Annotated in this window: 27 protein-coding genes and 1 other annotated feature; of the genes, 21 read left to right on the forward strand and 6 right to left on the reverse strand. The window is 48.6% G+C overall.

Going from position 1 to position 23,514, the window contains the following annotated elements:
• Nucleotides 1-93: 93 nt before the first annotated feature.
• Nucleotides 94-492, forward strand: a complete 399-nt coding sequence (locus AACS80_RS21395) for a YidB family protein (protein ID WP_205712847.1) — start codon at nucleotides 94-96, stop codon at nucleotides 490-492.
• A gap of 114 nt (nucleotides 493-606) precedes the next feature.
• Nucleotides 607-1,419 carry a sugar-phosphatase gene (gene yidA / locus AACS80_RS21400; RefSeq protein ID WP_130215106.1) on the forward strand — a complete coding sequence of 271 codons (813 nt, stop codon included), beginning with the start codon at nucleotides 607-609 and terminating at the stop codon, nucleotides 1,417-1,419.
• Between the two features lie 43 nt (nucleotides 1,420-1,462).
• On the opposite strand, the gene AACS80_RS21405 is transcribed toward yidA, so the two are convergent.
• Nucleotides 1,463-2,119 (reverse strand): YidX family protein, encoded by a 657-nt coding sequence (locus AACS80_RS21405; RefSeq protein ID WP_135410594.1) that lies wholly within the window; start codon nucleotides 2,117-2,119, stop codon nucleotides 1,463-1,465.
• A gap of 277 nt (nucleotides 2,120-2,396) precedes the next feature.
• Here AACS80_RS21405 and dgoR point away from each other — a divergent pair, with 277 nt between their 5' ends.
• The 7 genes from dgoR to AACS80_RS21440 all read left to right on the forward strand — a co-directional run bounded on the left by dgoR (nucleotide 2,397) and on the right by AACS80_RS21440 (nucleotide 9,339).
• Complete coding sequence (gene dgoR, locus AACS80_RS21410) at nucleotides 2,397-3,086, forward strand: D-galactonate utilization transcriptional regulator DgoR (protein ID WP_135408397.1); 690 nt, start codon at nucleotides 2,397-2,399, stop codon at nucleotides 3,084-3,086.
• 75 nt (nucleotides 3,087-3,161) lie between these two features.
• Nucleotides 3,162-4,310, forward strand: a complete 1,149-nt coding sequence (gene dgoD, locus AACS80_RS21415) for a galactonate dehydratase (RefSeq protein WP_135408399.1) — start codon at nucleotides 3,162-3,164, stop codon at nucleotides 4,308-4,310.
• 57 nt (nucleotides 4,311-4,367) lie between these two features.
• Nucleotides 4,368-5,423 carry an alcohol dehydrogenase catalytic domain-containing protein gene (locus AACS80_RS21420; RefSeq protein ID WP_130261112.1) on the forward strand — a complete coding sequence of 352 codons (1,056 nt, stop codon included), beginning with the start codon at nucleotides 4,368-4,370 and terminating at the stop codon, nucleotides 5,421-5,423.
• 10 nt (nucleotides 5,424-5,433) lie between these two features.
• Nucleotides 5,434-6,201, forward strand: coding sequence for a gluconate 5-dehydrogenase (gene idnO / locus AACS80_RS21425; protein ID WP_135410593.1), 768 nt, complete (start codon nucleotides 5,434-5,436; stop codon nucleotides 6,199-6,201).
• A gap of 64 nt (nucleotides 6,202-6,265) precedes the next feature.
• Complete coding sequence (locus AACS80_RS21430) at nucleotides 6,266-7,285, forward strand: TRAP transporter substrate-binding protein (RefSeq protein ID WP_130261110.1); 1,020 nt, start codon at nucleotides 6,266-6,268, stop codon at nucleotides 7,283-7,285.
• Nucleotides 7,286-7,374: 89 nt separating this feature from the next.
• The gene (locus AACS80_RS21435; protein ID WP_138183988.1) at nucleotides 7,375-7,881 is read left to right on the forward strand and encodes a TRAP transporter small permease; all 507 of its coding nucleotides are present in this window, start codon (nucleotides 7,375-7,377) and stop codon (nucleotides 7,879-7,881) included.
• A gap of 177 nt (nucleotides 7,882-8,058) precedes the next feature.
• Nucleotides 8,059-9,339: a TRAP transporter large permease gene (locus AACS80_RS21440; RefSeq protein WP_130261108.1), complete on the forward strand. Its 1,281-nt coding sequence runs from the start codon at nucleotides 8,059-8,061 to the stop codon at nucleotides 9,337-9,339.
• Nucleotides 9,340-9,341: 2 nt separating this feature from the next.
• Here the strand turns inward: AACS80_RS21440 and cbrA are convergent, their stop codons facing one another.
• Nucleotides 9,342-10,412 carry a colicin M resistance lipid reductase CbrA gene (cbrA, locus tag AACS80_RS21445; protein WP_135410590.1) on the reverse strand — a complete coding sequence of 357 codons (1,071 nt, stop codon included), beginning with the start codon at nucleotides 10,410-10,412 and terminating at the stop codon, nucleotides 9,342-9,344.
• A gap of 100 nt (nucleotides 10,413-10,512) precedes the next feature.
• On the opposite strand from cbrA, the gene AACS80_RS21450 reads away from it, so the two are divergent.
• Complete coding sequence (locus AACS80_RS21450; protein WP_205713203.1) at nucleotides 10,513-11,727, forward strand: DUF3748 domain-containing protein; 1,215 nt, start codon at nucleotides 10,513-10,515, stop codon at nucleotides 11,725-11,727.
• 1 nt (nucleotide 11,728) lies between these two features.
• Here AACS80_RS21450 and AACS80_RS21455 read toward each other — a convergent pair whose 3' ends face one another.
• Nucleotides 11,729-12,061: a YceK/YidQ family lipoprotein gene (locus AACS80_RS21455; RefSeq protein WP_130206784.1), complete on the reverse strand. Its 333-nt coding sequence runs from the start codon at nucleotides 12,059-12,061 to the stop codon at nucleotides 11,729-11,731.
• 238 nt (nucleotides 12,062-12,299) lie between these two features.
• Nucleotides 12,300-12,372: a sequence feature (ROSE (Repression Of Heat Shock gene Expression) occurs in the 5'-region of heat shock genes and acts as an RNA thermometer to modulate expression.), on the forward strand.
• On the opposite strand from AACS80_RS21455, the gene ibpA reads away from it, so the two are divergent.
• From ibpA to AACS80_RS21470, 3 genes are all read left to right on the forward strand, one after another.
• Nucleotides 12,366-12,779 (forward strand): small heat shock chaperone IbpA, encoded by a 414-nt coding sequence (gene ibpA / locus AACS80_RS21460; RefSeq protein ID WP_001243437.1) that lies wholly within the window; start codon nucleotides 12,366-12,368, stop codon nucleotides 12,777-12,779. (Overlaps the previous feature by 7 nt.)
• A 110-nt stretch (nucleotides 12,780-12,889) precedes the next feature.
• Nucleotides 12,890-13,318: a small heat shock chaperone IbpB gene (ibpB, locus tag AACS80_RS21465; protein ID WP_001243426.1), complete on the forward strand. Its 429-nt coding sequence runs from the start codon at nucleotides 12,890-12,892 to the stop codon at nucleotides 13,316-13,318.
• Between the two features lie 196 nt (nucleotides 13,319-13,514).
• Nucleotides 13,515-15,176, forward strand: coding sequence for a putative transporter (locus tag AACS80_RS21470; RefSeq protein ID WP_130206782.1), 1,662 nt, complete (start codon nucleotides 13,515-13,517; stop codon nucleotides 15,174-15,176).
• A 77-nt stretch (nucleotides 15,177-15,253) separates the two neighbouring features.
• On the opposite strand, the gene yidI is transcribed toward AACS80_RS21470, so the two are convergent.
• Nucleotides 15,254-15,703 (reverse strand): protein YidI, encoded by a 450-nt coding sequence (yidI, locus tag AACS80_RS21475; protein WP_130261106.1) that lies wholly within the window; start codon nucleotides 15,701-15,703, stop codon nucleotides 15,254-15,256.
• Between the two features lie 108 nt (nucleotides 15,704-15,811).
• Here yidI and AACS80_RS21480 point away from each other — a divergent pair, with 108 nt between their 5' ends.
• From AACS80_RS21480 to AACS80_RS21490, 3 genes are read left to right on the forward strand one after another with little or no spacing between them, the layout of a single operon-like run.
• Nucleotides 15,812-16,159 carry a YidH family protein gene (locus AACS80_RS21480; RefSeq protein WP_000703955.1) on the forward strand — a complete coding sequence of 116 codons (348 nt, stop codon included), beginning with the start codon at nucleotides 15,812-15,814 and terminating at the stop codon, nucleotides 16,157-16,159.
• Entirely contained in the window at nucleotides 16,149-16,511 is a 363-nt protein-coding gene (locus AACS80_RS21485; RefSeq protein WP_130206779.1) for a DUF202 domain-containing protein, read from the forward strand. Before AACS80_RS21480 ends, AACS80_RS21485 begins: the two co-directional genes overlap by 11 nt.
• Nucleotides 16,508-17,005 carry a radical SAM protein gene (locus AACS80_RS21490; RefSeq protein WP_130206778.1) on the forward strand — a complete coding sequence of 166 codons (498 nt, stop codon included), beginning with the start codon at nucleotides 16,508-16,510 and terminating at the stop codon, nucleotides 17,003-17,005. The genes AACS80_RS21485 and AACS80_RS21490 overlap by 4 nt, the downstream gene beginning before the upstream one ends.
• 7 nt (nucleotides 17,006-17,012) lie before the next feature.
• Here the strand turns inward: AACS80_RS21490 and emrD are convergent, their stop codons facing one another.
• Complete coding sequence (gene emrD, locus AACS80_RS21495; RefSeq protein WP_130261104.1) at nucleotides 17,013-18,197, reverse strand: multidrug efflux MFS transporter EmrD; 1,185 nt, start codon at nucleotides 18,195-18,197, stop codon at nucleotides 17,013-17,015.
• Between the two features lie 297 nt (nucleotides 18,198-18,494).
• Entirely contained in the window at nucleotides 18,495-18,584 is a 90-nt protein-coding gene (gene tisB, locus AACS80_RS21500; RefSeq protein WP_135408417.1) for a type I toxin-antitoxin system toxin TisB, read from the reverse strand.
• Between the two features lie 563 nt (nucleotides 18,585-19,147).
• Between tisB and ivbL the strand changes: the two genes are divergently transcribed.
• From ivbL to uhpB, 5 genes are all read left to right on the forward strand, one after another.
• Entirely contained in the window at nucleotides 19,148-19,246 is a 99-nt protein-coding gene (ivbL, locus tag AACS80_RS21505; protein WP_001300753.1) for an ilvB operon leader peptide IvbL, read from the forward strand.
• A gap of 105 nt (nucleotides 19,247-19,351) precedes the next feature.
• Nucleotides 19,352-21,040 carry an acetolactate synthase large subunit gene (ilvB, locus tag AACS80_RS21510; protein WP_135408419.1) on the forward strand — a complete coding sequence of 563 codons (1,689 nt, stop codon included), beginning with the start codon at nucleotides 19,352-19,354 and terminating at the stop codon, nucleotides 21,038-21,040.
• A gap of 3 nt (nucleotides 21,041-21,043) precedes the next feature.
• Nucleotides 21,044-21,334 (forward strand): acetolactate synthase small subunit, encoded by a 291-nt coding sequence (gene ilvN / locus AACS80_RS21515; protein WP_104920000.1) that lies wholly within the window; start codon nucleotides 21,044-21,046, stop codon nucleotides 21,332-21,334.
• A gap of 72 nt (nucleotides 21,335-21,406) precedes the next feature.
• A complete protein-coding gene (uhpA, locus tag AACS80_RS21520) occupies nucleotides 21,407-21,997 on the forward strand; it encodes a transcriptional regulator UhpA (RefSeq protein ID WP_000633668.1) in 591 nt (196 codons plus the stop codon).
• The gene (uhpB, locus tag AACS80_RS21525) at nucleotides 21,997-23,505 is read left to right on the forward strand and encodes a signal transduction histidine-protein kinase/phosphatase UhpB (protein WP_130261101.1); all 1,509 of its coding nucleotides are present in this window, start codon (nucleotides 21,997-21,999) and stop codon (nucleotides 23,503-23,505) included. The genes uhpA and uhpB overlap by 1 nt, the downstream gene beginning before the upstream one ends.
• Nucleotides 23,506-23,514: the final 9 nt, after the last annotated feature.

Here is a 23,514-nt window from a genome sequence, read left to right on the forward strand (position 1 = left end):
CAGGAGGTGGTCTTTTACTTCTGCAATCCGCAATTATCATCCCGCAGAACTATACTTTTTGAGTCAACACGTAACGCTTTACAGGTGATTATCATGGGGCTTTTTGATGAAGTTGTAGGTGCCTTTCTGAAAGGCGATGCGGGGAAATATCAGGCGATTTTAAGTTGGGTTGAGGAGCAGGGCGGCATTCAGGTGCTGCTGGAAAAACTGCAAAGTGGCGGCTTAGGTGCCATTCTCACATCCTGGTTGAGTAACCAACAAAGTAATCAACCGGTGAGCGGAGAACAACTGGAGTCGGCGCTCGGCACAAATGCGGTGTCCGATCTCGGGCAAAAACTCGGTGTTGATACCAGTGCTGCTTCCAACATGCTGGCGGAACAATTGCCGAAGATTATTGATGCTCTATCGCCGCAGGGCGAAGTTTCGCCACAAGCCAATAACGATTTGCTTTCCGCAGGGATGGAACTGCTGAAAGGAAAACTTTTCCGCTAAGCAAAAGGGGAGCACGCAACGCGCGTTGCATCCCCGTTTTCCCTCAGGTGTTGTACTGATTTTTGAGCGCAATCGCGTTAGCATGGGTCAGGAAACAATCTACCTGGGGAACTCATGGCTATCAAACTCATTGCTATCGATATGGATGGCACCCTTCTGCTGCCCGATCACACCATTTCACCCGCCGTTAAAAATGCGATTGCCGCAGCTCGCGCCCGTGGCGTGAATGTCGTGCTAACGACGGGGCGCCCTTATGCAGGCGTTCACAACTACCTGAAAGAACTGCACATGGAACAGCCAGGCGACTACTGCATTACTTACAACGGCGCGCTGGTACAGAAGGCTGCTGATGGCAGCACCGTGGCGCAAACAGCATTGAGCTATGACGACTATCGTTTCCTGGAAAAACTCTCTCGCGAAGTCGGTTCTCATTTTCACGCCCTGGACCGCACCACGCTGTACACCGCCAACCGTGATATCAGCTACTACACGGTGCATGAATCCTTCGTTGCCACCATTCCGCTGGTGTTCTGCGAAGCGGAAAGAATGGACCCCAATATACAGCTACTGAAAGTGATGATGATTGATGAACCCGCCATCCTCGACCAGGCCATCGCGCGCATTCCACAGGAAGTGAAAGAGAAATACACCGTGCTGAAAAGTGCGCCGTACTTCCTCGAAATCCTCGATAAACGCGTTAACAAAGGTACGGGTGTGAAATCACTGGCCGACGTGTTAGGTATTAAACCGGAAGAAATCATGGCGATTGGCGATCAGGAAAACGACATCGCAATGATTGAATATGCAGGCGTTGGTGTGGCAATGGATAACGCTATTCCTTCGGTGAAAGAAGTGGCGAACTTTGTCACCAAATCCAACCTTGAAGATGGCGTGGCGTTTGCTATTGAAAAGTATGTGCTGAATTAATCTGTGGGCGGGCAAACGGCATGAATGCGTTTGCCCGCAGCGATTAACAATTTCTGGTCGTGCATAAAATCAGGAACTGGAGTGGTGACGTTACTATATCCAGCGTAAGAGTGACTGGTAGCAGCGCATTAACGAGGCCGCGCGGGACGCCATCTGTTGCTTTGTACTCATAAAATCCCACCGTAAAGGGTTGATGGAAAACCATCACGTTTGAGTAATCCGCTTTTTTATTTTTCTGGTGGATAGAGCCTTTCAAGCCGTCAAGTGCCCAGGTACAACGCCGGGTATCACAAATAAAACCATATTGTGTTGCCAGTGCCTTATCTTCTTCGTTGTTCCAGTCGTAATAGAGCGTAATAGCACCAGAGAATTTCTTATTACTGCTGCTTAAAATAAATTTCGCGTTCTCAGAAACGGTGATTCTTTCACCATGAATTGCCGGATCGTTCAGCATTTTAACCACCTCACCGCCGCCGGTGGTCAACAGATAGTCCAACGATTCACCAACAAAAACATAGCCTTTCGTACCGTTACTATCCTCTGCCAGCGATAAACCCTTAATCGTGTCTGACCGCCATTGCTCGGCATGTGGAGGGCTTGCGGTATTAAAAACCAGTCCTGCGGTGATACATCCGGTCAACGCAAATGCCAAAGAACACAAACCGGCAGCCTTAAAAAATCCTTTAAAATTCAACTTCATGATTAATCCTTTAAACAAGAGTGCTAAGCCGTTGAAAGCATACTCTTATTTCCCCCCTGTTTAGCGTCCGACATCCCTTTTCAGATTTCTGCCCGACGCATGTCATTTTTTATGTATTGTTCTTTTTGTGATCTAAATTGTAGTACAACAATATAAATTTGTACTACATTACGCGCACGGCAAACGCGAATGTCATCACGCTGGTACTACAAAGTTGCCGCGTTATGCATCGATCGGGGTAAAGTAGGGAAGAACATACAGAGCACAAGGACTCTCCATGACTCTCAATAAAACCGATCGCATCGTCATTACGCTGGGTAAACAGATCGTTCACGGCAAATACGTGCCAGGCTCGCCGCTTCCGGCCGAGGCGGAACTCTGTGAGGAGTTTGCAACCTCGCGCAACATCATCCGTGAAGTGTTCCGTTCGCTGATGGCGAAGCGGCTGATTGAAATGAAACGTTATCGCGGGGCGTTTGTGGCAGCGCGTAACCAGTGGAATTACCTCGACACTGACGTACTGCAATGGGTGCTGGAAAACGACTACGATCCACGGCTTATCAGTGCCATGAGCGAAGTGCGAAATCTGGTGGAACCGGCGATTGCCCGTTGGGCAGCAGAGCGCGCGACTTCCAGCGATCTGGCGCAGATTGAATCGGCGCTGAACGAGATGATTGCCAACAATCAGGACCGCGAAGCGTTTAACGAAGCGGATATTCGCTACCACGAGGCGGTGCTGCAGTCGGTACATAACCCGGTGTTACAGCAACTTAGCATTGCAATCAGTTCGCTGCAGCGGGCTGTTTTTGAACGAACCTGGCGAGGGGATGAGGCCAACATGCCACAAACTCTCCTGGAACATAAAGTGTTATTCGATGCGATACGGCATCAGGACGGCGATGCGGCAGAGCAGGCAGCACTCAGCATGATTGCCAGTTCGACACGCAGGCTGAAAGAGATTACGTAATAGCGTGTTGCACTGCCTCTAACCAGGGCGCGTCCTTGCCGCGTTATTTATCACGGTGTATTGAGAGGCAGTGCAATGAAAATAACTAATATCACCACATATCGTTTACCTCCCCGCTGGATGTTCCTCAAAGTTGAAACAGACGAAGGGGTAGTAGGTTGGGGGGAACCGGTCATTGAAGGCCGTGCCCGCACGGTTGAAGCGGCGGTACATGAACTAGGTGATTATCTGATAGGTCAGGATCCATCCCGCCTCAACGATTTATGGCAAGTGATGTACCGCGGCGGATTTTATCGCGGTGGCCCCATTTTAATGAGTGCCATCGCCGGAATTGACCAGGCGCTATGGGATATTAAAGGTAAGGTACTGAACGCTCCGGTTTCACAACTTTTAGGTGGTCCGGTTCGTGACAAAATTAAAGCCTATAGCTGGGTAGGCGGCGATCGTCCGGCAGATGTTATCTCCGGTATCCAGACTCTGCGTGAGATTGGCTTTGATACCTTCAAACTGAACGGCTGTGAAGAACTGGCGCAGGTTGATAATTCCCGTGCGATTGATGCCGCGGTGAACACCGTAGCGCAAATCCGTGAAGCATTTGGCAATGAAATTGAATTTGGTCTTGATTTTCATGGTCGCGTTAGCGCACCGATGGCGAAAGTGTTGATCAAAGAACTGGAGCCGTATCGCCCACTGTTTATTGAAGAACCTGTTCTGGCAGAACAAGCCGAGTATTATCCCAAACTGGCAGCGGCAACGCATATTCCGATTGCTGCAGGGGAACGTATGTTCTCGCGTTTCGATTTCAAACGCGTTCTGGAAGCAGGTGGTATTTCTATTCTGCAACCAGACCTGTCCCACGCCGGTGGTATTTCCGAGTGCTACAAAATTGCCAGTATGGCGGAAGCCTATGACGTAATGATTGCGCCACATTGTCCTCTGGGACCCATTGCACTGGCAGCCTGCCTGCATATCGATTTTGTCTCCTGGAATGCAGTATTTCAGGAGCAGAGTATGGGGATTCACTACAATAAAGGCGCGGAATTACTCGATTTTGTGAAAAACAAAGAGGATTTTAATATGGTTGGCGGTTATTTTAAGTTGCTAACCAAACCAGGGCTTGGTGTGGACATTGACGAAGAAAAAGTCATTAACTTTAGTAAAAATGCCCCAGACTGGCGTAATCCATTGTGGCGTCATAACGATGGTAGTGTTGCCGAATGGTAATATTCTAAACCATATTAATAATATAATTAATATGAATATATCACTAAGGAATGGTTTATGTCTTATCAGGAAAAAACATTTACTGGACTGGCATGTTATATCAAAGGTGAACAGGATCTGGTTGTTGAACAAAAAATAACATCAATTGAAAAAGGTCATGTTGCTATTAAAATTAACCGTGGCGGAATTTGCGGTTCAGATATTCATTATTTTTATCATGGTGGTGTTGGTGATATAAAATTACAGCACCCGATGTTATTAGGTCATGAGATTATTGGTACGGTAATTGATTCTGGTGAATCACAAACCTTGATGGTTGGACAAAAGGTAGCAATTAATCCGTCTCTATCTTGTGGTCACTGTAATTATTGCCTGGAAGGTAAAGGTAATCACTGTACAGATATGCTTTTCTTTGGAAGCGCAATGCGCACTCCCCATATTCATGGGGGCTTTGCTGACTATTTATCTGTGGCTCCTATGCGCTGTGTACCCTATGATTGTAACTGCTCTGACAAGGTTATGGTTTTTGCTGAACCTCTTGCGGTTGCTTTACATGCGATTAATCAAGCCGGAAGTCTTGTGGGGAAAAATATATTAGTAAGTGGGGCCGGTCCCATCGGATGTCTCATTATTGCAGCAGCTAAAGCGTGCGGCGCACTTTCTGTTACTGCATTTGATGTAAGTGAAAAGAGTTGCGGTCTGGCCAGTACTATGGGGGCAGATGAAGTAATTAACCCTGTTGATGAGGAATTGTTGTCGCCATATCTGAATAATAAAGGTTTCTTTGATATTTCCTTTGAGGCATCAGGTGTGGAGTCTGCACTACAGGGCGTTATTCATGTCACTAAACCAACAGGTATTATTGTACAGGTAGGTAATAGTCGGGGATTGCCAGGTGTTCCGGTAATGCAAATTGTTGCAAAGGAGTTAACGCTCAAAGGTACTTTTCGTTTTTGTAGTGAGTTTAATAACGCTGTACGTTGGCTTGAAACTGGGCGTATTGATCCCTCCCCGTTAATATCAGCTGAATTACCGGCATTACAGATTCATGAGGCAATCAGATTAGCTGCTGATAAAACACGCTCTGCAAAAGTCCAGATTATCTTTAATTAAGGATACGAAAATGGAAAAGGATATTTTTGACCTGACAGGAAAAAGAGCATTGATTACTGGTTCAGCGCAAGGAATCGGTTATCTACTGGCGAAGGGGCTTGGTAAGCGTGGCGCAGAAATTATTATTAATGATTGCAGTGCTGAAAAAGCTGAAAAAACGGCATTAGAGTTATGCTCTATGGGGATTTCTGCTCATTCCTTTCCCTTTGATGTGACGAATTTTTCTCAAATAGAAACTGAGATAGCGCGTATAGAGGATGAAATCGGTCCTGTTGATATTCTTATTAATAATGCTGGGATTCAGCGTCGCCACCCATTTATAGAGTTCCCTGAGTCAGATTGGGATAGCATAATTAATGTAAATCAAAAAGCTGTTTTTATGCTTTCTAAATACGTTGCCAGATATATGATACAACGTAAATCAGGGAAGATAATAAATATCTGTTCGATGCAAAGTGAATTAGGACGAGCAACCATTATCCCATATGCAGCATCGAAAGGTGCGGTAAAAATGCTTACCAGAGGGATGTGTGCTGAGCTGGCTAAATATAATATTCAGGTTAATGGTATTGCGCCGGGATATTTTGATACTGAAATGAATAAGGCGCTGGTGAATAATCATGAATTTACTAAGTGGTTATGTCAAAGAACACCTGCAGGGCGTTGGGGTAAACCAGATGAACTCATTGGCGCAGCAGTATTTCTGGCAGCGGATGCGTCAAATTTTGTTAATGGTCATATGATTTTTGTTGATGGTGGAATGTTGGCTGTTGTTTGACGATGTACTGAGATTACTCAGATGTAATTAGAGGAAGTTAACGATATCTAAAGGAGAGTATCTAATGAATTTTATGCAAAGTATTAAAGCTATTGCTTGTTCTTGCCTGTTAGTTTCCAGTTTTTCCAGTACATCGTGGGCTGCAGAATTTGTAGCTAAAATGGGGCATTCAATGCCAAATGAGCATCCGCAATCCAGAACGGTGGAAAGGTTTGCAGAGTTGGTTAAAAAAGGAACGGATGGTCGAGTTAATATTCAGGTTTATTCCGGTGGTGTGCTTGGTGGCGATGAAAAAATGCTGCGTGCGACTCAGGCCGGAACACAGGAAATTTATTATGGTTCTTTAGCCCCAATCTCTGGTCGAGTTAAAGAACTTCAAATTTTTGATTTCCCTTTTGTTTTTAATGATATGGATGAAGTTGACTATGTTTTCCAGGGCGCTATGGGGCAAAGGCTGTTCAAACTTCTTGAACCGTTGGGATTAGTTGGCCTTGCATGGGTAGAAACCGGTTTCCGGCAAGTATCAAATAATAAACGACCTATTAATAAAGTCGAAGATATGAAGGGGCTGAAAATTCGCGTTATGCAAAACCAGGTCGCCCTTGAGACGTTTAAAGCAATGGGGATTAATGCGTTGCCTATGGATTTCGCCGAAGTCTTCACTGCTCTTGAAACGGGGGTGATTGATGGTCAGGAAAACCCGCTTATCCATATGTACGCAAATAAAATGCAAGAAGTACAGAAATACGTCACCATTACTAATCACGTTTATACTTCAAGTATTATCATAGTTTCAAAGAAATTCTGGGATAAATTATCTCCTGTAGATCAACAGGTTATTGAAAAATCTGCGAAAGAAGTACAACAATTTCATCGTAATATTATGAGTGAAGCTGATAAAGATGTTGTCAAGAAATTAACTGACGCGGGCGTTCAGGTTGTAACACTACCACCGGAGGAAGTAGATAAGTTGCGTATAGCAGTAAAACCGGTAGTGGCAAAATATACTCCAATGGTTGGAGAAACCTTTGTTAAAGAGTTTTATGCTGAAGTTGAGAAAGCTCGAGCACAAAAAAATCATTAACGATCCGATATCCAGGTAATTTTCTGACGAAATTACCTGGGTGTATATATTTCATTGCTGAATAAGTTAATGATATTCATGGAGGATTTATGTTATCAGTGCTAAAAAAACTCAATGATTTTTTTTATGCCTTTATGGATTTTATTCTTGTTGCTTGTATGGTTGTGATGTTTCTTCTTATTTTTATAAATGTCATGATGCGTTTCATTTTTAATGATTCTATTGATATTGCTGAGGAGTTGCCCCGTTTTCTTTTTGTCTGGATGACATTTATTGGTGCCGTAATTGCATTGAGAGAAAAAACACATATCAATGTAAACATCATTACTGCAAGGTTATCTCTCTTGGGAAAAATGACGTGTTGGGTCATTTGTCAGATAATAATAATAATCTGTGCTGGATATATGTTCTACAGTACGTTACTGCAGCATGAGATATTGTTTTTTAATTTATCTCCAGTAATGATGATTAGTATGATTTTTGTCTATGGCGTTAGCTATATTTCAGGTCTTGCCATGCTGTTTAATGCTGCTGGTAATCTGATGCAATTTTTTTCTGGAAAAATAACAGAAAAAGATATAGATGTAACTCTATAACGTGTTTTTAATAATTATGAACAACTTGCGCCAACGACACTTAATGTTATATGTATGTTGGCAAATTTCATTCACCCTAATAATTTGCTTCGGTAAATTAATCTGCGCGCTTGTATCTGTCGCTTTATCGGAATGTAAATTCACTGGGATGAAAATTATATCATGTGAGAGAATAATATGACTATTTTGATATTTGTCGGTTCTCTGCTGAGTTTGATAGCACTCGGATTACCTATTGCATTTGCGTTAATGGCCTGTGGTATTATTCTAATGTACTGGCTCGGCTTTACCGACCCACAAATTGTTATGCAAAATATGTGGGATGGTGCCAATAGTTTCCCGTTACTGGCTGTACCCTTTTTTATGTTAGCTGGCGAGTTTATGAATCATGGAGGAATAACTCGGAGAATTATTGAAATAGCCAGTGCTTGTGTTGGTCATATTCGTGGTGGATTAGGATATGTTGTTATTTTTACCGGCTTAATCATGGGCGCATTATCAGGGTCAGCAGTTGCAGATACGGCAGCATTGACAGCAATGCTATTACCCCTGATGAAATCATCTGGTTATAACACAAATCGCTCAGGTGGATTAATTGGTTGTAGTGGTATTATTGCGACTATTGTTCCACCATCAATACCTATGATTTTGTATGGTGTAAGTGGGCAGGTTTCTATTACAAAACTTTTTATGGCAGGAATTGTCCCCGGTATCTTAATGGCGGTTGCATTAGTGTTAACCTGGAAATTTTTTGGGGTTAAAAATGAAAATGTAGAGCCTGCCGCCAGAGTTCCGATGAAAAAAAGGTGGCGTATTATTGCTAAAGGATTTTGGGCATTATTATTACCTGTTATTATCATCGGTGGATTACGCTTGGGAGTTTTTTCTCCAACTGAGGCAGCAATAATAGCGGCAGCGTACTCCTTATTTGTTGGAATGGTCATTTATCGTGAGATCACAATCAAAGATCTCTACGCCTTATTTTTAAATGCAGCAAAAACAACATCGATTGTTATGTTCCTTGTTTGTGCAGCATCTCTCTCAGCCTGGCTTATTACGGCGGCCAATATTCCTCTTCAATTGATAGAGATTCTTGAGCCGGTAATGGACAATCGAATACTACTCACATTCACCCTAATGTTGCTGATTCTGGCGATTGGTTCTGCTATGGATTTAACACCAACTGTTCTGGTGCTAACACCCATTTTAATGCCAGTATTGAAAATGGCACATATTGATCCCGTATATTTCGGGGTGTTATTTATCATGAACGTGTCAATTGGATTATTAACACCGCCAGTTGGTTCAATTCTCAATGTTGTTAGTGGTGTTGGTAAAATACCGATTGAGAAATTAATAAAAGGTGTTTTACCTTTTTTACTGGCAGAAGCTGCAGTGATGTTTTTACTGGTATTGTTCCCTGATATCGTCTTAATGCCACTAAAATGGATGATGTGATTTTATCCATTATTCAAATTAGACGGAATATGCGCCACACCACTGCGCATAATCCACTTTCTTAAAGCCGGTGCGGTCAGGCATCGGCTTTTGACTATCTTGCCGAAGAGTTTTAAACGCAGTTTGCGGGTGGCGCGCCAGTAGGCGGCGTTGCTCTTCTCCGGCTGTTTCAGTAACACCGAACGCAGAATGTCTGCGCTATCCAGCGCATAGCTTATCCCCTCCAGTGAGCTGGCGCTGATAAATCCCGCTGCTTCACCAATCAGAAAGGCGTTGTCCTTACCGCAGACAAAATCCTGCCAGCGTGAGGGAAACAGCACCGTGCATTTTTCGCTTTTCACCGCCTTACCAAACTGGAACTGAAAGGCGCTCATTTTCTCTTTCAGCGTCGTGAAACGCGTCTGACCGTCTTTCATTGGATAAGCACCGCCAAAGATAAAATAACCGTCTTTGCTGATACTCCATGAGTAACAGTCAGTTATCGCATTATCAAAAATGCAGGAGTAGAACGGTACCGGATGTTTCTCTGCAAACCACTGCTGGATAGCGACATATTTACGGATTTGATGATCCGGGTAGAGATGTCGCCGCACCATCGAGTTGGCACCATCGGCACCGACCAGATAGCGGGCAGTAATATGCTGCTCCCAGCCGTCTGCGCGAAAAATGACATGCCATTTATCATCCTCACGCCAGATTTTTCGACACAGTCTGTCGTGGTAAACCTCAACGCTGGCGGGGATCAGCGATTTCATCCACAAGTCGAAAGCATGGCGATTAATATTGATATAGCTTCGCTGGTAGTTACGCGTGAGCGATGCGGCGACGTCGACGGTTTTGACGCTGAAAATCTGCGGGTTGGCGATCACATCGACAGGAAGCGTCAGTCCATCGCGAATAAAAGATCGCTGCGCGTCCGGAGCCAGCAGACCGCCACAAGGTTTGCTGAAACCTTCAGTACCATGCTGGTGCTTTTTATCCAGCGCGATCACCTGCATTTTGCCTGCTAACTTTCGCGCCAACGCCGACCCTGCCGGGCCGAGGCCAATAATCGCCACGTCAAAATGTTCCATCTTTTCACTCACATTCATCACGATGGCAAAAGACTAATGTCTGAAAGTGAAGTCCTTGTGAAGTATGATGGCGGGAACCGTTTTGTATCAGGACCGCGCCATGAAACAGATAACCTTTGCTCCCCGTAATCACCTGCTCACCAATACCAATACCTGGACTCCCGACAGCCAGTGGCTGATATTTGACGTGCGTCCTTCTGGCGCGTCGTTTACCGGTGAAACCATTGAGCGTGTGAATATCCATACCGGCGAGGTCGAGGTTATCTACCGCGCGTCACAGGGCGCGCACGTCGGCGTGGTGACCGTTCATCCGAAGTCAGAGAAGTATATCTTCATCCACGGCCCTGAAAATCCTGATGAAACATGGCATTACGATTTCCATCACCGTCGCGGCGTGGTTGTTGAAGACGGCAAGGTGAGCAATCTCGATGCAATGGATATTACTGCTCCGTACACCCCAGGGGCGTTACGCGGCGGCAGTCATGTACATGTCTTTAGCCCAAACGGTGAAATGGTGAGTTTTACCTATAACGACCACGTGCTGCATGAACGCGATCCAGCGCTGGATTTGCGAAACGTCGGGGTGGCTGCGCCGTTTGGTCCGGTCAATGTGCAAAAACAGCATCCGCGTGAATACAGCGGTAGCCACTGGTGCGTGCTGGTGAGTAAAACAACGCCCACGCCGCAGCCTGGCAGTGATGAAATCAATCGTGCTTATGAAGAAGGATGGGTAGGAAACCACGCTCTGGCGTTTATTGGCGATACGCTTTCGCAAAAGGGCGAGAAAGTGCCGGAGCTGTTTATTGCTGAATTGCCGCAAGATGAAATTGGCTGGAAAGCGGCAGGTGATGTGCCGTTAAGCGGAACGGAATCAACTCTGCCCGCGCCACCGCGTGGCGTCGTGCAGCGACGTTTAACCTTTACGCACCATCGTAATTACCCGGGGTTAGTCAACGTCCCGCGCCACTGGGTGCGGTGTAACCCACAAGGAACGCAAATCGCGTTTTTAATGCGTGATGATAACGGCATTGTGCAACTGTGGCTTATCTCGCCACAGGGGGGCGAACCGCGCCAGTTAACACATAACAAAACGGATATTCAGTCAGCATTCAACTGGCATCCATCGGGAGAATGGCTGGGCGTTGTGCTGGATAACCGTATTGCCTGCGTACACGCGCAAAGCGGCGAAGTTGAGTATTTAACCGAAAATCACGCCAACTCACCTTCAGCGGACGCGGTGGTCTTCTCGCCGGATGGTCAATGGCTGGCGTGGATGGAAGCCGGCCAGTTGTGGATAACCAAAACTGGCCGCTAAATCAGTTCACGGGCATTCTGGCTGGTGGAATGACGGCATTGATGGCTTGCGCGTCGGCTTCGCTTTTTTCCACGCGCGAGCGCACTGAACTGTCTTTGCGGAACGCATCCCATGGCAGAAGTAGCGTATCCATGACTGCGGTAAATGGCATATCGAGAATTGCCAGCGATTTGGTTCCCCAGTTTGTTGTGTCATCACCAATCATGGTGGCACTGGCGCGGGTGCCGGGATACGTTCCCTCCTTCCCCCCGGTATGGGACATTACGCTGGAGCATCCTCCGAGTAACGTCATTCCGCTGCATATCATGAGCGCTAACAACACATTTCTTATCATAATAAATTCATCTGTTGATCGTGGGTGTTGGCATGATGTGTTATAGCGATCCCTTGCTGAAAATAACATCATCATCATGTCGCACTGTGGCGGCTATCGCACTTTAACGTTTCGTGCTGCCCCCCAGTCTATGCAATAGACCACAAACTGCAAAAAAAAGTCCGTCGAAAAGACTTGAAAAGTGCATATCCAGACCCATTTTTATACCGTAGCCAATGAGAACACGCCTGATGGGTGTTCTGGCTATCCGACCTGTCCATTGTGGAAGGTCTTACATTCTCGCTGATTTCAGGAGCTATTAATTATGCGTAACTTTGATTTATCCCCGCTTTACCGTTCTGCTATTGGATTTGATCGTTTGTTTAACCACTTAGAAAACAACCAGAGCCAGAGTAATGGCGGCTACCCTCCGTACAATGTTGAACTGGTAGACGAAAACCATTACCGCATTGCTATCGCGGTGGCTGGCTTTGCCGAAAGTGAACTGGAAATTACCGCCCAGGACAATCTGCTGGTAGTGAAAGGTGCTCACGCCGACGAACAAAAAGAGCGCACCTATCTGTACCAGGGCATCGCTGAACGCAACTTTGAACGTAAATTCCAGTTAGCTGAGAACATTCATGTTCGTGGCGCTAACCTGGTGAACGGTCTTCTGTATATCGATCTCGAACGCGTGATTCCTGAAGCGAAAAAACCGCGCCGTATCGAAATCAACTAATTCTCTAAGGCCGCAGTGCGCGGCCTGACATTTGATGCTCGCCGTCAGGGAGCATATGCGAATCTTCGGATTTGCAGGTACTTACTCGCTTCTTAGAAGGAGAAATGACTATGCGTAACTTCGATTTATCCCCACTGATGCGTCAATGGATCGGTTTTGACAAACTGGCCAACGCACTGCAAAACGCCGGTGAAAGCCAGAGCTTCCCGCCGTACAACATTGAGAAAAGCGACGATAACCACTACCGCATTACCCTTGCGCTGGCAGGTTTTCGTCAGGAAGATTTAGATATTCAACTGGAAGGAACGCGCCTGAGCGTAAAAGGCACGCCGGAGCAGCCAAAAGAAGAGAAGAAATGGCTGCATCAAGGGCTTATGAATCAGCCGTTTAGCCTGAGCTTTACGCTGGCTGAAAATATGGAAGTCTCTGGCGCAACCTTCGTTAATGGTTTACTGCATATTGATTTAATTCGTAATGAGCCTGAACCCATCGCAGCGCAGCGTATCGCTATCAGCGAACGTCCCGCGTTAAATAGCTAATTAGCTATTCTCTTTGCCCCGCCAGTTTGGTGGGGCTTTTTTTTGCCTGCAATCTTCAACAATGTTTTAATTTTCGCCAATTTAAGATGTTCCGGCACTTTCTTTACCGTGATAATGTGCGCCATAAGGCAAATCTGCTTCACCGATTCAGCCATAATCCGTAGCAATTAAAATGTTATTTCAAGAGAAATGGACGATGAGTGATATAGCATTAACGGTCAGTATTCTGGCTTTGGTGGCGGTCGTCGGGTTGTTTATCGGCAACGTCAAGTTTCGCGGTGTTGGATTGGGCATTGGCGGCGTGCTGTTCGGTGGGATCATCGTCGGCCATTTTGTTTCACAGGCGGGGATGACATTAAGCAGCGACATGCTGCATGTTATCCAGGAATTTGGTCTGATCCTGTTCGTTTATACTATTGGTATTCAGGTGGGGCCGGGCTTCTTTGCCTCGTTGCGTGTCTCCGGATTACGCCTCAATTTGTTTGCTGTTTTGGTTGTCATCCTCGGTGGTCTGGTCACCGCCATCCTGCATAAACTTTTCGATATTCCACTTCCCGTAGTACTGGGGATTTTCTCCGGCGCGGTCACCAATACACCAGCGCTGGGTGCAGGTCAGCAGATCTTACGCGACCTGGGGACACCGATGGAGATGGTCGATCAGATGGGGATGAGCTATGCGATGGCGTATCCATTTGGCATTTGCGGCATTTTGTTCACTATGTGGATGCTGCGGGTTATTTTCCGCGTCAATGTTGAGACTGAGGCGTTGCAACACGAGTCCACGCGGACTAACGGTAGCGTGCTGATCAGGACCATTAACATCCGTGTTGATAACCCTAACTTACATAATTTAGCGATTAAAGATGTACCGATTCTCAATGGCGATAAAGTTATCTGCTCGCGATTGAAACGAGAGGAAACCCTCAAAGTACCTTCTCCGGAAACCATTATTCAGTTGGGCGATTTGCTTCATCTGGTGGGGCAGCCTGCGGATTTACATAATGCGCAATTGGTGATTGGTCAGGAAGTGGATACCTCGCTGTCGACGAAAGGCACCGATCTGCGCGTCGAACGCGTGGTGGTCACCAATGAGAATGTGCTTGGTAAACGTATTCGCGACCTGCACTTTAAGGAGCGTTATGACGTCGTTATTTCGCGCCTGAACCGTGCTGGCGTTGAATTAGTTGCAAGTAGCGATATTAGCCTGCAATTTGGCGATATTCTCAACCTGGTTGGACGCCCGTCCGCGATTGATGCCGTTGCTAATGTATTAGGTAATGCGCAGCAAAAATTGCAACAGGTACAAATGTTACCGGTGTTTATTGGTATTGGGCTTGGCGTATTGTTGGGTTCCATTCCGGTGTTTGTGCCTGGATTCCCGGCTGCGTTGAAGTTGGGGCTGGCGGGTGGTCCGCTGATTATGGCGCTGATCCTCGGGCGTATCGGCAGCATTGGTAAGCTTTACTGGTTTATGCCGCCAAGTGCCAACCTGGCGCTGCGCGAACTGGGTATCGTACTGTTTCTCTCGGTAGTTGGCCTGAAATCCGGCGGCGATTTTATCCATACACTGGTGGATGGCGAAGGGTTAAGCTGGATAGGCTATGGCGCATTGATTACTGCAATTCCGCTGATCACGGCTGGCATTCTGGCGCGGATGTTAGTCAAAATGAATTATCTCACGATGTGCGGGATGCTCGCGGGTTCAATGACCGATCCTCCGGCACTGGCGTTTGCCAATAATCTTCATCCTACCAGTGGCGCGGCAGCGCTCTCTTACGCCACGGTGTATCCGTTAGTTATGTTCCTGCGCATTATCACACCACAGTTACTGGCGGTGCTTTTCTGGAGTATCGGCTAACGCTTTTCCGGGTGGAGTCGCCATAAATGGTTCTCCACCTGGCATTCACAATGCATTTCTGAACATTACCGCGTTGCTTAAACCAGTGAACCGCCGGTCAGGAAGGAAAAGATAAGGAATATCAGCAAAATGCTGCACACGATGCCGATACCAAAAAGTAAGGTATGGAAAGCCAGCGTCCCGCCGCCAAATACCAGTGCGCCTCGAATGCCCCAGCGATTTTCCTTACGCATACCGCCAACAAATGCGCAGAGTAGCGCGGCAATGGCCAGTGCGATACCGCCTTGATCGAGGATTTTATCGACATCCACGTCCTCTTTTTTCTCCACGGTGGTAATTTTTTCACCTTTTATTCCGGCGAGAAGACCTCTTTTAATTTCAGCCGTTTTGTCCGCCACGATGCTTTCCAGCGTTGGTGGTGGCGCGGCAAAAGGGCCGAATGAAAAGTGGATAATACCCATCAATAAAGCGATAGCACCGAACAGCATGCCCAGTGAACTGCTTTTATTTTGCGCTATGATACCCATCTGACCTCCTTGTAATGGATGGCAAAAGCATATCAGGAAACGGGCGGACGAAATTCTTAAAAATAACCGCTAAAGGCAGAGCGTTAGTGAAAGTGCAAAGGAGCAACAATGAAAATTTCCCGCCTTGGAGAAGCGCCTGATTACCGCTTTTCGTTGGCTAATGAACGTACATTTCTGGCATGGATCCGTACCGCGTTGGGATTTCTGGCGGCGGGCGTCGGGTTGGATCAACTTGCGCCAGACTTCGCTACGCCCGTCATTCGTGAGCTGCTGGCGTTATTGTTATGCCTGTTTTCCGGCGGATTAGCGATGTATGGCTATCTGCGCTGGTTACGCAATGAAAAAGCGATGCGTCTGAAAGAGGACTTACCCTATACCAACAGCTTATTAATCATCAGCTTAATATTGATGATCGTAGCGGTAATAGTCATGGGGCTGGTGCTGTATGCCGGATAGTCGCAAAGCCAGACGCATTGCTGATCCCGGACTTCAGCCAGAACGGACATCGTTGGCGTGGTTTCGCACCATGCTGGGTTATGGCGCGCTGATGGCGCTGGCAATTAAACACAACTGGCATCAGGCCGGCGCGTTGTTCTGGATTTCTATTGGCATCCTCGCCATTGTGGCATTAATACTTTGGCGCTATACCCGTAATCGTAATTTAATGGATGTGACTAATAGTGATTTTTCTCAATTTAACGTCATCCGTGACAAATTTATGATCTCCCTCGCGGTGTTATCTCTTGCAATACTGTTTGCTGTGACGCATATACATCAACTAATCGTATTGATTGAGAGAGTCGCATGACAGGAAGTCAGGTTGTAAATGCTGAAGAGGACAGGCATAAACTGGTTGTAGAGTATAAAGATGCGCTACAACCTGCCGATTTTTATCAGAATTTCAAACAGCGGGGTCTTCGCTCCGTGCAACTTATTCCCCATATAGAATTTGATGACCGGGGCGAGCTGACAGCTTCTTCGGTGACGGCTGAACTGTGGGGGCAATTTTTAATCGCTCTGTTCGAGCGTTGGGTGCGTGCAGATATTGGTCGTATATCAGTCGAACTTTTTGACGCCACGCTGCAAAAATGGTGCGGGAGCGAAAACGTACAACTTCGGCGGGAGTGTCAGGTGTGCGACTGGCGTCGCTTGTGCCGACATTCCCAGGAGGATTGTCCTGGCAACGTGCTTTGTGTTGGCTATCAAGCTTTTTATTCCCACTCTGCGCCGCACATGCGGGTGATGCGTGACCTGATAAAGCAGCATCGTTCTCCTATGGAGTTGATGACGATGCTGCGGTGACGTGAGCTTAAACGGGCTGCCCCTGATGCGACATCCGCGTCGCCAGCGGTAGCCAGCAAAGCACGATCAACAATCCCATTAAGGTCATCAACAACCCCAGGCTGCCCTGACCGGTTTGCGGCAGCATCGCGGAGAGCGACGCCAGCACGCCGGAACCAATGTTTTGCAGGCCGCCGACCAGCGCACCAGCCGTGCCAGCAAGGAAGGGGAATGGCTCCATTGCGCCGCTGGTTGCCAGCGGAAACAGCATCCCGGCACCGAAAAAGAACAGCGCGGCGGGAACGAGCAACGTCCAGACATTCATCACGCTAAACCAGCCAGGGATCCACATCATCATTCCTGCCAACAGGCAACAGATAACCGACTGCCACATTAACGTAGAGAAACGTTTATTCGGTCGACCAGCAAACCATGCGCCGAAGAATGCCGCTGGAATTGGCAGAATAAACAAAATACTGACTGTCATACTGCTCAACCCTAACACTGCCCCCATCAACACACCGGAACAGGCTTCGAAAGCGGCAATCCCTGCCAGACCACCAATTAACATCAGCAAATAGCAGTTAAAGCTGCCATTGCCAAAGAGTGTTTTATAACTGGTGAGCAGGCGCGTACGCGGCGCATCGGCAGGGCGTGTTTCCGGCATCCAGCGCGCCATGCTGAACGTCACACTGGCACAAAGCACCAGTAAAAACAGATAACAGGCCCGCCAGCTCCACAGGGTATTCAGCAGGCCGCCAATGAGTGGTGCGAGCAACGGACTTACGAGAATCCCCATATTTAACATGCTATTAGCGTGACGAAGCTGTGTCCGTTCATATAAATCACGCGGCAATGTACGCGCCATTACGCCGCCGACACCGGTCCCCATCCCCTGAATCGCACTGGCGGCAATTAACACCGTCAGGCTGGAAGTGGTGACTGCCACCAGTGTCGCCAACATAAAAATGGACATTCCGACGAGGATCACCGGGCGGCGTCCCACTCTGTCGGAAATTGGGCCATAAAATAGTTGTGAGATACCGTAGGTCAGCAGATAAGCGCCCATTACGCTCTGCACCGCCCCTTCACGGACGTTGAGATCTTGTGCCATATCGGCAATAGCAGGAATATAAATAGTTTGTGCCATCTGACCGACGGCCACGAGTAATACCAACATCAATAATAAATTGACGTTTCTATGCCTTTTCATTATCACGGACGCTTTTAAAAATATATTTAGAATAAGTTACTACGCATTCGAATAAATGCAGGAGAGGAATCTATCACATTGATAAATGTTAGCCAGATATATATACGGAATGATGAATAACAAAACGGCAGAAAATATAAACAACAGCGGCAATAAATGTTGCCGGAAGGGACTTTAGCTTAAATAAATACTGTAGGTCGGACAAGATGCGTCAGCATCGCATACGACACCAATCTGCCAGCAGAATATGAAAGGGGAACGGTTTCCCGCTCCCCTTTAGTGCGGCTTGAATCTGAATCACTTCGGGTATTTCAGAACAGCATCAAGCAGTTGCAGTGCCGCAACAATGAGTTTGAGGATAAGAATGGCAATATCCACCAGGCTCATACGCGTCTCCTGTGGTTCAGGAGCACTGCCAGCTGACGTACCTTTCCGCTGCCTGTTGCCAGCTGTTGCGTACGCAGCTTCTTCAGAAGAAACGTTGTGCTTGTTGACATAACACAGTGTGCTCACGCGGGGTTAAGGCGCTGACGGCACCACCCGTTTCAGCCAGGACTTAGTGCGCCGGGTAACGATGCGGCCCCGCATAACACATTGCGTACAGTGATATTATAGAATTATACTGTACAAATAAACAGTAAAAATTAGACAAAATCCAAACTGTGATCGATACTCAATTATGCGCTAAATAAGTCAAAATTCGTGCCGAAATTGCGTGTTCTACGCGGAACACGTATACTTTCAGTGTTGACATAACACAGTGTGCTTTGCGGTTACCAGCCGCGGGCGGCTGACAAAACCTCGCTCCGGCGGGGTTTTTTGTTACCTGCATTTCAGTACAAAACGTGATCAACCCCCCAATTATTCCTTGATGAAAAATTTTCCATTGTCTCCCCTGTAAAGCTGTGTTTGTATAAATATTGTTAAACACAAAACCAACAAGGTCCCCAATGACTACTTCCATGCTCAACGCAAAACTACTACCAACTGCGCCATCCGCCGCAGTGGTCGTCGTGCGTGTGGTGGTGGTCGTCGGCAATGCGCCGTAGGGACTGGAACAACACACGATTCCAAAACCCCGCCGGCGCAAACCGGGCGGGGTTTTTCGTTTAAACACCTCCCGGAAAGTCGGCCCAGAAGAAAAGGACTGGAGCATGGCAAGTTCGGGCACAACATCGACACGTAAGCGTTTTACCGGCGCAGAATTTATCGTTCATTTCCTGGAACAGCAGGGCATTAAGATTGTGACGGGGATTCCGGGCGGTTCGATTCTCCCTGTTTACGACGCCTTAAGCCAAAGCACGCAAATCCGCCATATTCTGGCCCGTCATGAACAGGGCGCTGGCTTTATCGCCCAGGGAATGGCGCGCACCGACGGTAAACCGGCGGTTTGTATGGCCTGTAGCGGGCCGGGTGCGACTAACCTGGTGACCGCCATTGCCGATGCGCGGCTGGACTCCATTCCGCTGATTTGCATCACCGGCCAGGTTCCCGCCTCGATGATCGGCACCGACGCCTTCCAGGAAGTGGACACCTACGGCATATCTATCCCCATCACCAAACACAACTATCTGGTCAGGCATATCGAAGAACTCCCGCAGGTCATGAGCGATGCCTTCCGCATTGCGCAATCAGGCCGCCCTGGCCCGGTGTGGATAGACATTCCTAAGGATGTGCAAACGGCGGTTTTTGAAATTGAAGAACAGCCCGCGGCGGCAGAAAAAGCCGCCGCGCCCGCCTTTAGCGAAGAAAGTATTCGTGACGCTGCGGCAATGATTAACGCCGCCAAACGCCCGGTGCTTTATCTGGGGGGCGGTGTCATTAACGCGCCCGCGCGGGTGCGTGAACTGGCTGAGAAAGCGCAGCTGCCCACCACCATGACCTTAATGGCGCTGGGCATGTTGCCAAAAGCACATCCGCTGTCGCTGGGCATGCTGGGGATGCACGGCGTGCGCAGCACCAACTATATCTTGCAGGAGGCGGACCTGCTGATTGTTCTCGGTGCGCGTTTTGATGACCGGGCAATTGGCAAAACGGAAGAGTTCTGCCCGAACGCCAAAATTATTCATGTGGATATCGACCGCGCGGAGCTGGGTAAAGTTAAGCAACCGCACGTGGCGATTCAGGCGGATGTTGATGATGTGCTGGCGCAGCTGATCCCGCAGGTGGAAGCCCAGCCGCGTGCAGAGTGGCACCAACTGGTGGCGGATTTGCAGCGCGAGTTCCCGTGTCCAATCCCGAAAGCGTGCGATCCGTTAACACATTACGGGCTGATTAACGCCGTTGCCGCCTGTGTCGATGATAACGCGATTATCACCACCGACGTGGGTCAGCATCAGATGTGGACGGCGCAGGCTTATCCGCTCAATCGACCACGTCAGTGGCTGACTTCTGGTGGGCTGGGAACGATGGGCTTCGGTTTACCCGCAGCGATAGGTGCGGCGCTGGCTAACCCAGATCGCAAAGTGTTGTGTTTCTCCGGCGACGGTAGCCTGATGATGAATATTCAGGAGATGGCGACCGCCAGTGAAAACCAGCTGGATGTCAAAATCATCCTGATGAATAACGAAGCACTGGGACTGGTGCATCAGCAACAGAGTCTGTTCTACACGCAGGGCGTTTTTGCGGCCACCTATCCGGGAAAAATCAATTTTATGCAAATCGCTGCCGGGTTCGGCCTCGAAACCTGTGATTTGAATAATGAAACCGATCCGCAGGCGGCATTACAGGAAATTATCAATCGCCCTGGTCCGGCGCTGATCCACGTACGCATTGATGCTGAAGAAAAAGTGTACCCAATGGTGCCGCCAGGCGCGGCAAATACTGAAATGGTGGGGGAATAAGCCATGCAAAACACAACTCATGACAACGTGATTCTGGAACTCACCGTTCGCAACCATCCCGGAGTAATGACCCACGTTTGTGGGCTTTTTGCCCGTCGTGCTTTTAACGTCGAAGGCATTCTTTGTCTGCCGATTCAGAACAGCGACAAAAGCCACATCTGGCTACTGGTCAATGACGATCAGCGACTGGAACAAATGATAAGCCAGATAGACAAACTGGAGGATGTGGTGAAAGTGCAGCGTAATCAGTCCGACCCGACAATGTTTAACAAGATAGCCGTATTTTTTCAGTAACCGCTCAAGGCTTGAACAGTGGCGCGCTTATCGTTAAGGTAAGCGCGTTTTTTTACCCGCCAGGACAAGACCATGATAACCGTTGCTCTTATAGACGATCACCTTATCGTCCGCTCCGGCTTTGCGCAGCTGCTGGGGCTGGAACCTGATTTGCAGGTAGTTGCCGAGTTTGGTTCCGGGCGCGAGGCGCTGGCGGGGCTGCCGGGGCGCGGTGTGCAGGTGTGTATTTGCGATATCTCCATGCCCGATATCTCCGGTCTGGAGCTGCTAAGCCAGTTACCGAAAGGTATGGCGACAATTATGCTCTCCGTTCACGACAGTCCGGCGCTGGTTGAACAGGCGCTTAACGCGGGGGCGCGCGGCTTTCTCTCTAAACGCTGTAGCCCGGACGAGCTGATCGCTGCCGTGCATACGGTTGCAACTGGCGGCTGTTATCTGACGCCGGATATCGCGATTAAACTGGCATCGGGCCGTCAGGACCCGCTAACCAAACGCGAACGCCAGGTGGCAGAAAAACTGGCGCAAGGGATGGCGGTGAAAGAGATTGCCGCCGAACTGGGGTTGTCGCCAAAAACTGTGCATGTACATCGTGCCAATCTGATGGAAAAACTGGGCGTCAGCAACGACGTTGAACTGGCGCGGCGCATGTTTGATGGCTGGTGATGAAGACATTTTTCTCCCGCTTGAATACTGTAGTTTCCTGCTTTTTTATCTTCTCTGCCGCATGGTTTTGCCTGTGGAGTATCAGCCTGCACCTGGTTGAACGACCGGATCTGGCGGTATTGCTGTTTCCGTTCGGTCTGCGACTGGGGCTGATGTTGCAATGCCCGCGCAGATACTGGCTGGTGCTGATGGGCGCAGAATGGCTGCTGATTTACTGGCTGACGCAGGCGGTTGGGTTAACGCATGATCCGTTATTGATGATCGGTAGTTTGCTGACGTTACTTCCTGTGGCGTTGATTTCCCGTTATCGCCACCAGCGCGACTGGCGCACGTTGCTGTTACAGGGCGCGGCACTGACGGCGGCGGCGTTATTACAGTCATCACCCTGGCTTTGGCATGGGTACGGAAACGAGCCCTGGAACGCCCTACTGATGACCTTAACCGGCGGCCTGACGCTGGCCCCCATTTGCCTGGTGTTCTGGCACTATCTGGCGAATAACACCTGGCTGCCGCTGGGGCCATCGCTGGTTTCCCAGCCGATCAACTGGCGTGGGCGGCATCTGGTCTGGTATTTGCTGTTGTTTGTTATCAGCCTGTGGTTGCAACTGGGGCTGCCGAACGAACTCTCGCGCTTTACCCCGTTTTGTCTGGCGCTGCCGATTATCGCCCTGGCCTGGCATTATGGCTGGCAAGGGGCGCTGATTGCGACGCTGATGAACGCCATCGCGCTGATCGCCAGTCAGACCTGGCGCGATCATCCGGTCGATTTATTGCTTTCGCTGCTGGTGCAAAGCCTCACTGGCCTGTTACTGGGCGCAGGCATCCAGCGGTTGCGTGAACTTAACCAGTCGCTGCAAAAGGAACTGGCGCGTAATCAACATCTTGCCGAGCGGTTGCTTGAAACCGAAGAGAGTGTGCGTCGCGACGTAGCGCGTGAACTGCACGATGATATCGGCCAGACCATCACCGCCATTCGTACTCAGGCTGGCATTGTCCAGCGGCTGGCGGCGGATAACGCCAGTGTGAAACAGAGCGGACAGCTCATCGAACAACTGTCGCTGGGCGTTTACGACGCGGTTCGCCGCTTGTTAGGGCGGTTACGTCCGCGCCAGTTGGATGATCTGACCCTGGAGCAGGCCATCCGTTCATTGATGCGGGAAATGGAGCTGGAAGGGCGCGGCATTGTCAGTCATCTCGAATGGCGGATAGATGAATCAGCGCTAAGTGAGAACCAGCGCGTAACTCTATTTCGTATCTGTCAGGAGGGGCTGAACAACATTGTGAAACATGCAGATGCCAGTGCGGTTATCCTGCAAGGCTGGCAGCAGGATGAGCGTTTAATGCTGGTGATTGAAGACGATGGTAGTGGTCTGCCGCCAGGTTCCGGGCAGCAAGGTTTTGGCTTGACCGGAATGCGCGAGCGCGTAACGGCGCTGGGCGGCACATTGACCATTTCCTGCCTGCACGGCACGCGTGTCAGCGTTTCTCTACCTCAACGTTATGTTTAAGGCTTGATG

The sequence above is a fragment of the Escherichia sp. E4385 genome (genome assembly GCF_963883145.1).
In the GTDB taxonomy this organism is placed as follows: domain Bacteria; phylum Pseudomonadota; class Gammaproteobacteria; order Enterobacterales; family Enterobacteriaceae; genus Escherichia.

Bases quoted from the DNA above. Each gene is read 5' to 3' on its own strand.
- dgoD (WP_135408399.1), top strand. From the start codon at position 3,162: ATGAAAATAACTAATATCACCACATATCGTTTACCTCCCCGCTGGATG.
- yidI (WP_130261106.1), bottom strand. From the start codon at position 15,703: ATGGGTATCATAGCGCAAAATAAAAGCAGTTCACTGGGCATGCTGTTC.
- ilvB (WP_135408419.1), top strand. From the start codon at position 19,352: ATGGCAAGTTCGGGCACAACATCGACACGTAAGCGTTTTACCGGCGCA.
- emrD (WP_130261104.1), bottom strand. From the start codon at position 18,197: ATGAAAAGGCATAGAAACGTCAATTTATTATTGATGTTGGTATTACTC.
- ivbL (WP_001300753.1), top strand. From the start codon at position 19,148: ATGACTACTTCCATGCTCAACGCAAAACTACTACCAACTGCGCCATCC.
- uhpB (WP_130261101.1), top strand. From the start codon at position 21,997: ATGAAGACATTTTTCTCCCGCTTGAATACTGTAGTTTCCTGCTTTTTT.
- AACS80_RS21490 (WP_130206778.1), top strand. From the start codon at position 16,508: ATGACAGGAAGTCAGGTTGTAAATGCTGAAGAGGACAGGCATAAACTG.
- AACS80_RS21420 (WP_130261112.1), top strand. From the start codon at position 4,368: ATGTCTTATCAGGAAAAAACATTTACTGGACTGGCATGTTATATCAAA.
- AACS80_RS21435 (WP_138183988.1), top strand. From the start codon at position 7,375: ATGTTATCAGTGCTAAAAAAACTCAATGATTTTTTTTATGCCTTTATG.
- AACS80_RS21395 (WP_205712847.1), top strand. From the start codon at position 94: ATGGGGCTTTTTGATGAAGTTGTAGGTGCCTTTCTGAAAGGCGATGCG.
- AACS80_RS21455 (WP_130206784.1), bottom strand. From the start codon at position 12,061: ATGATAAGAAATGTGTTGTTAGCGCTCATGATATGCAGCGGAATGACG.
- AACS80_RS21485 (WP_130206779.1), top strand. From the start codon at position 16,149: ATGCCGGATAGTCGCAAAGCCAGACGCATTGCTGATCCCGGACTTCAG.
- idnO (WP_135410593.1), top strand. From the start codon at position 5,434: ATGGAAAAGGATATTTTTGACCTGACAGGAAAAAGAGCATTGATTACT.
- ibpB (WP_001243426.1), top strand. From the start codon at position 12,890: ATGCGTAACTTCGATTTATCCCCACTGATGCGTCAATGGATCGGTTTT.
- yidA (WP_130215106.1), top strand. From the start codon at position 607: ATGGCTATCAAACTCATTGCTATCGATATGGATGGCACCCTTCTGCTG.
- AACS80_RS21430 (WP_130261110.1), top strand. From the start codon at position 6,266: ATGAATTTTATGCAAAGTATTAAAGCTATTGCTTGTTCTTGCCTGTTA.
- AACS80_RS21470 (WP_130206782.1), top strand. From the start codon at position 13,515: ATGAGTGATATAGCATTAACGGTCAGTATTCTGGCTTTGGTGGCGGTC.
- uhpA (WP_000633668.1), top strand. From the start codon at position 21,407: ATGATAACCGTTGCTCTTATAGACGATCACCTTATCGTCCGCTCCGGC.
- ibpA (WP_001243437.1), top strand. From the start codon at position 12,366: ATGCGTAACTTTGATTTATCCCCGCTTTACCGTTCTGCTATTGGATTT.
- AACS80_RS21440 (WP_130261108.1), top strand. From the start codon at position 8,059: ATGACTATTTTGATATTTGTCGGTTCTCTGCTGAGTTTGATAGCACTC.
- AACS80_RS21405 (WP_135410594.1), bottom strand. From the start codon at position 2,119: ATGAAGTTGAATTTTAAAGGATTTTTTAAGGCTGCCGGTTTGTGTTCT.
- AACS80_RS21450 (WP_205713203.1), top strand. From the start codon at position 10,513: ATGAAACAGATAACCTTTGCTCCCCGTAATCACCTGCTCACCAATACC.
- tisB (WP_135408417.1), bottom strand. From the start codon at position 18,584: ATGAGCCTGGTGGATATTGCCATTCTTATCCTCAAACTCATTGTTGCG.
- AACS80_RS21480 (WP_000703955.1), top strand. From the start codon at position 15,812: ATGAAAATTTCCCGCCTTGGAGAAGCGCCTGATTACCGCTTTTCGTTG.
- dgoR (WP_135408397.1), top strand. From the start codon at position 2,397: ATGACTCTCAATAAAACCGATCGCATCGTCATTACGCTGGGTAAACAG.
- ilvN (WP_104920000.1), top strand. From the start codon at position 21,044: ATGCAAAACACAACTCATGACAACGTGATTCTGGAACTCACCGTTCGC.
- cbrA (WP_135410590.1), bottom strand. From the start codon at position 10,412: ATGGAACATTTTGACGTGGCGATTATTGGCCTCGGCCCGGCAGGGTCG.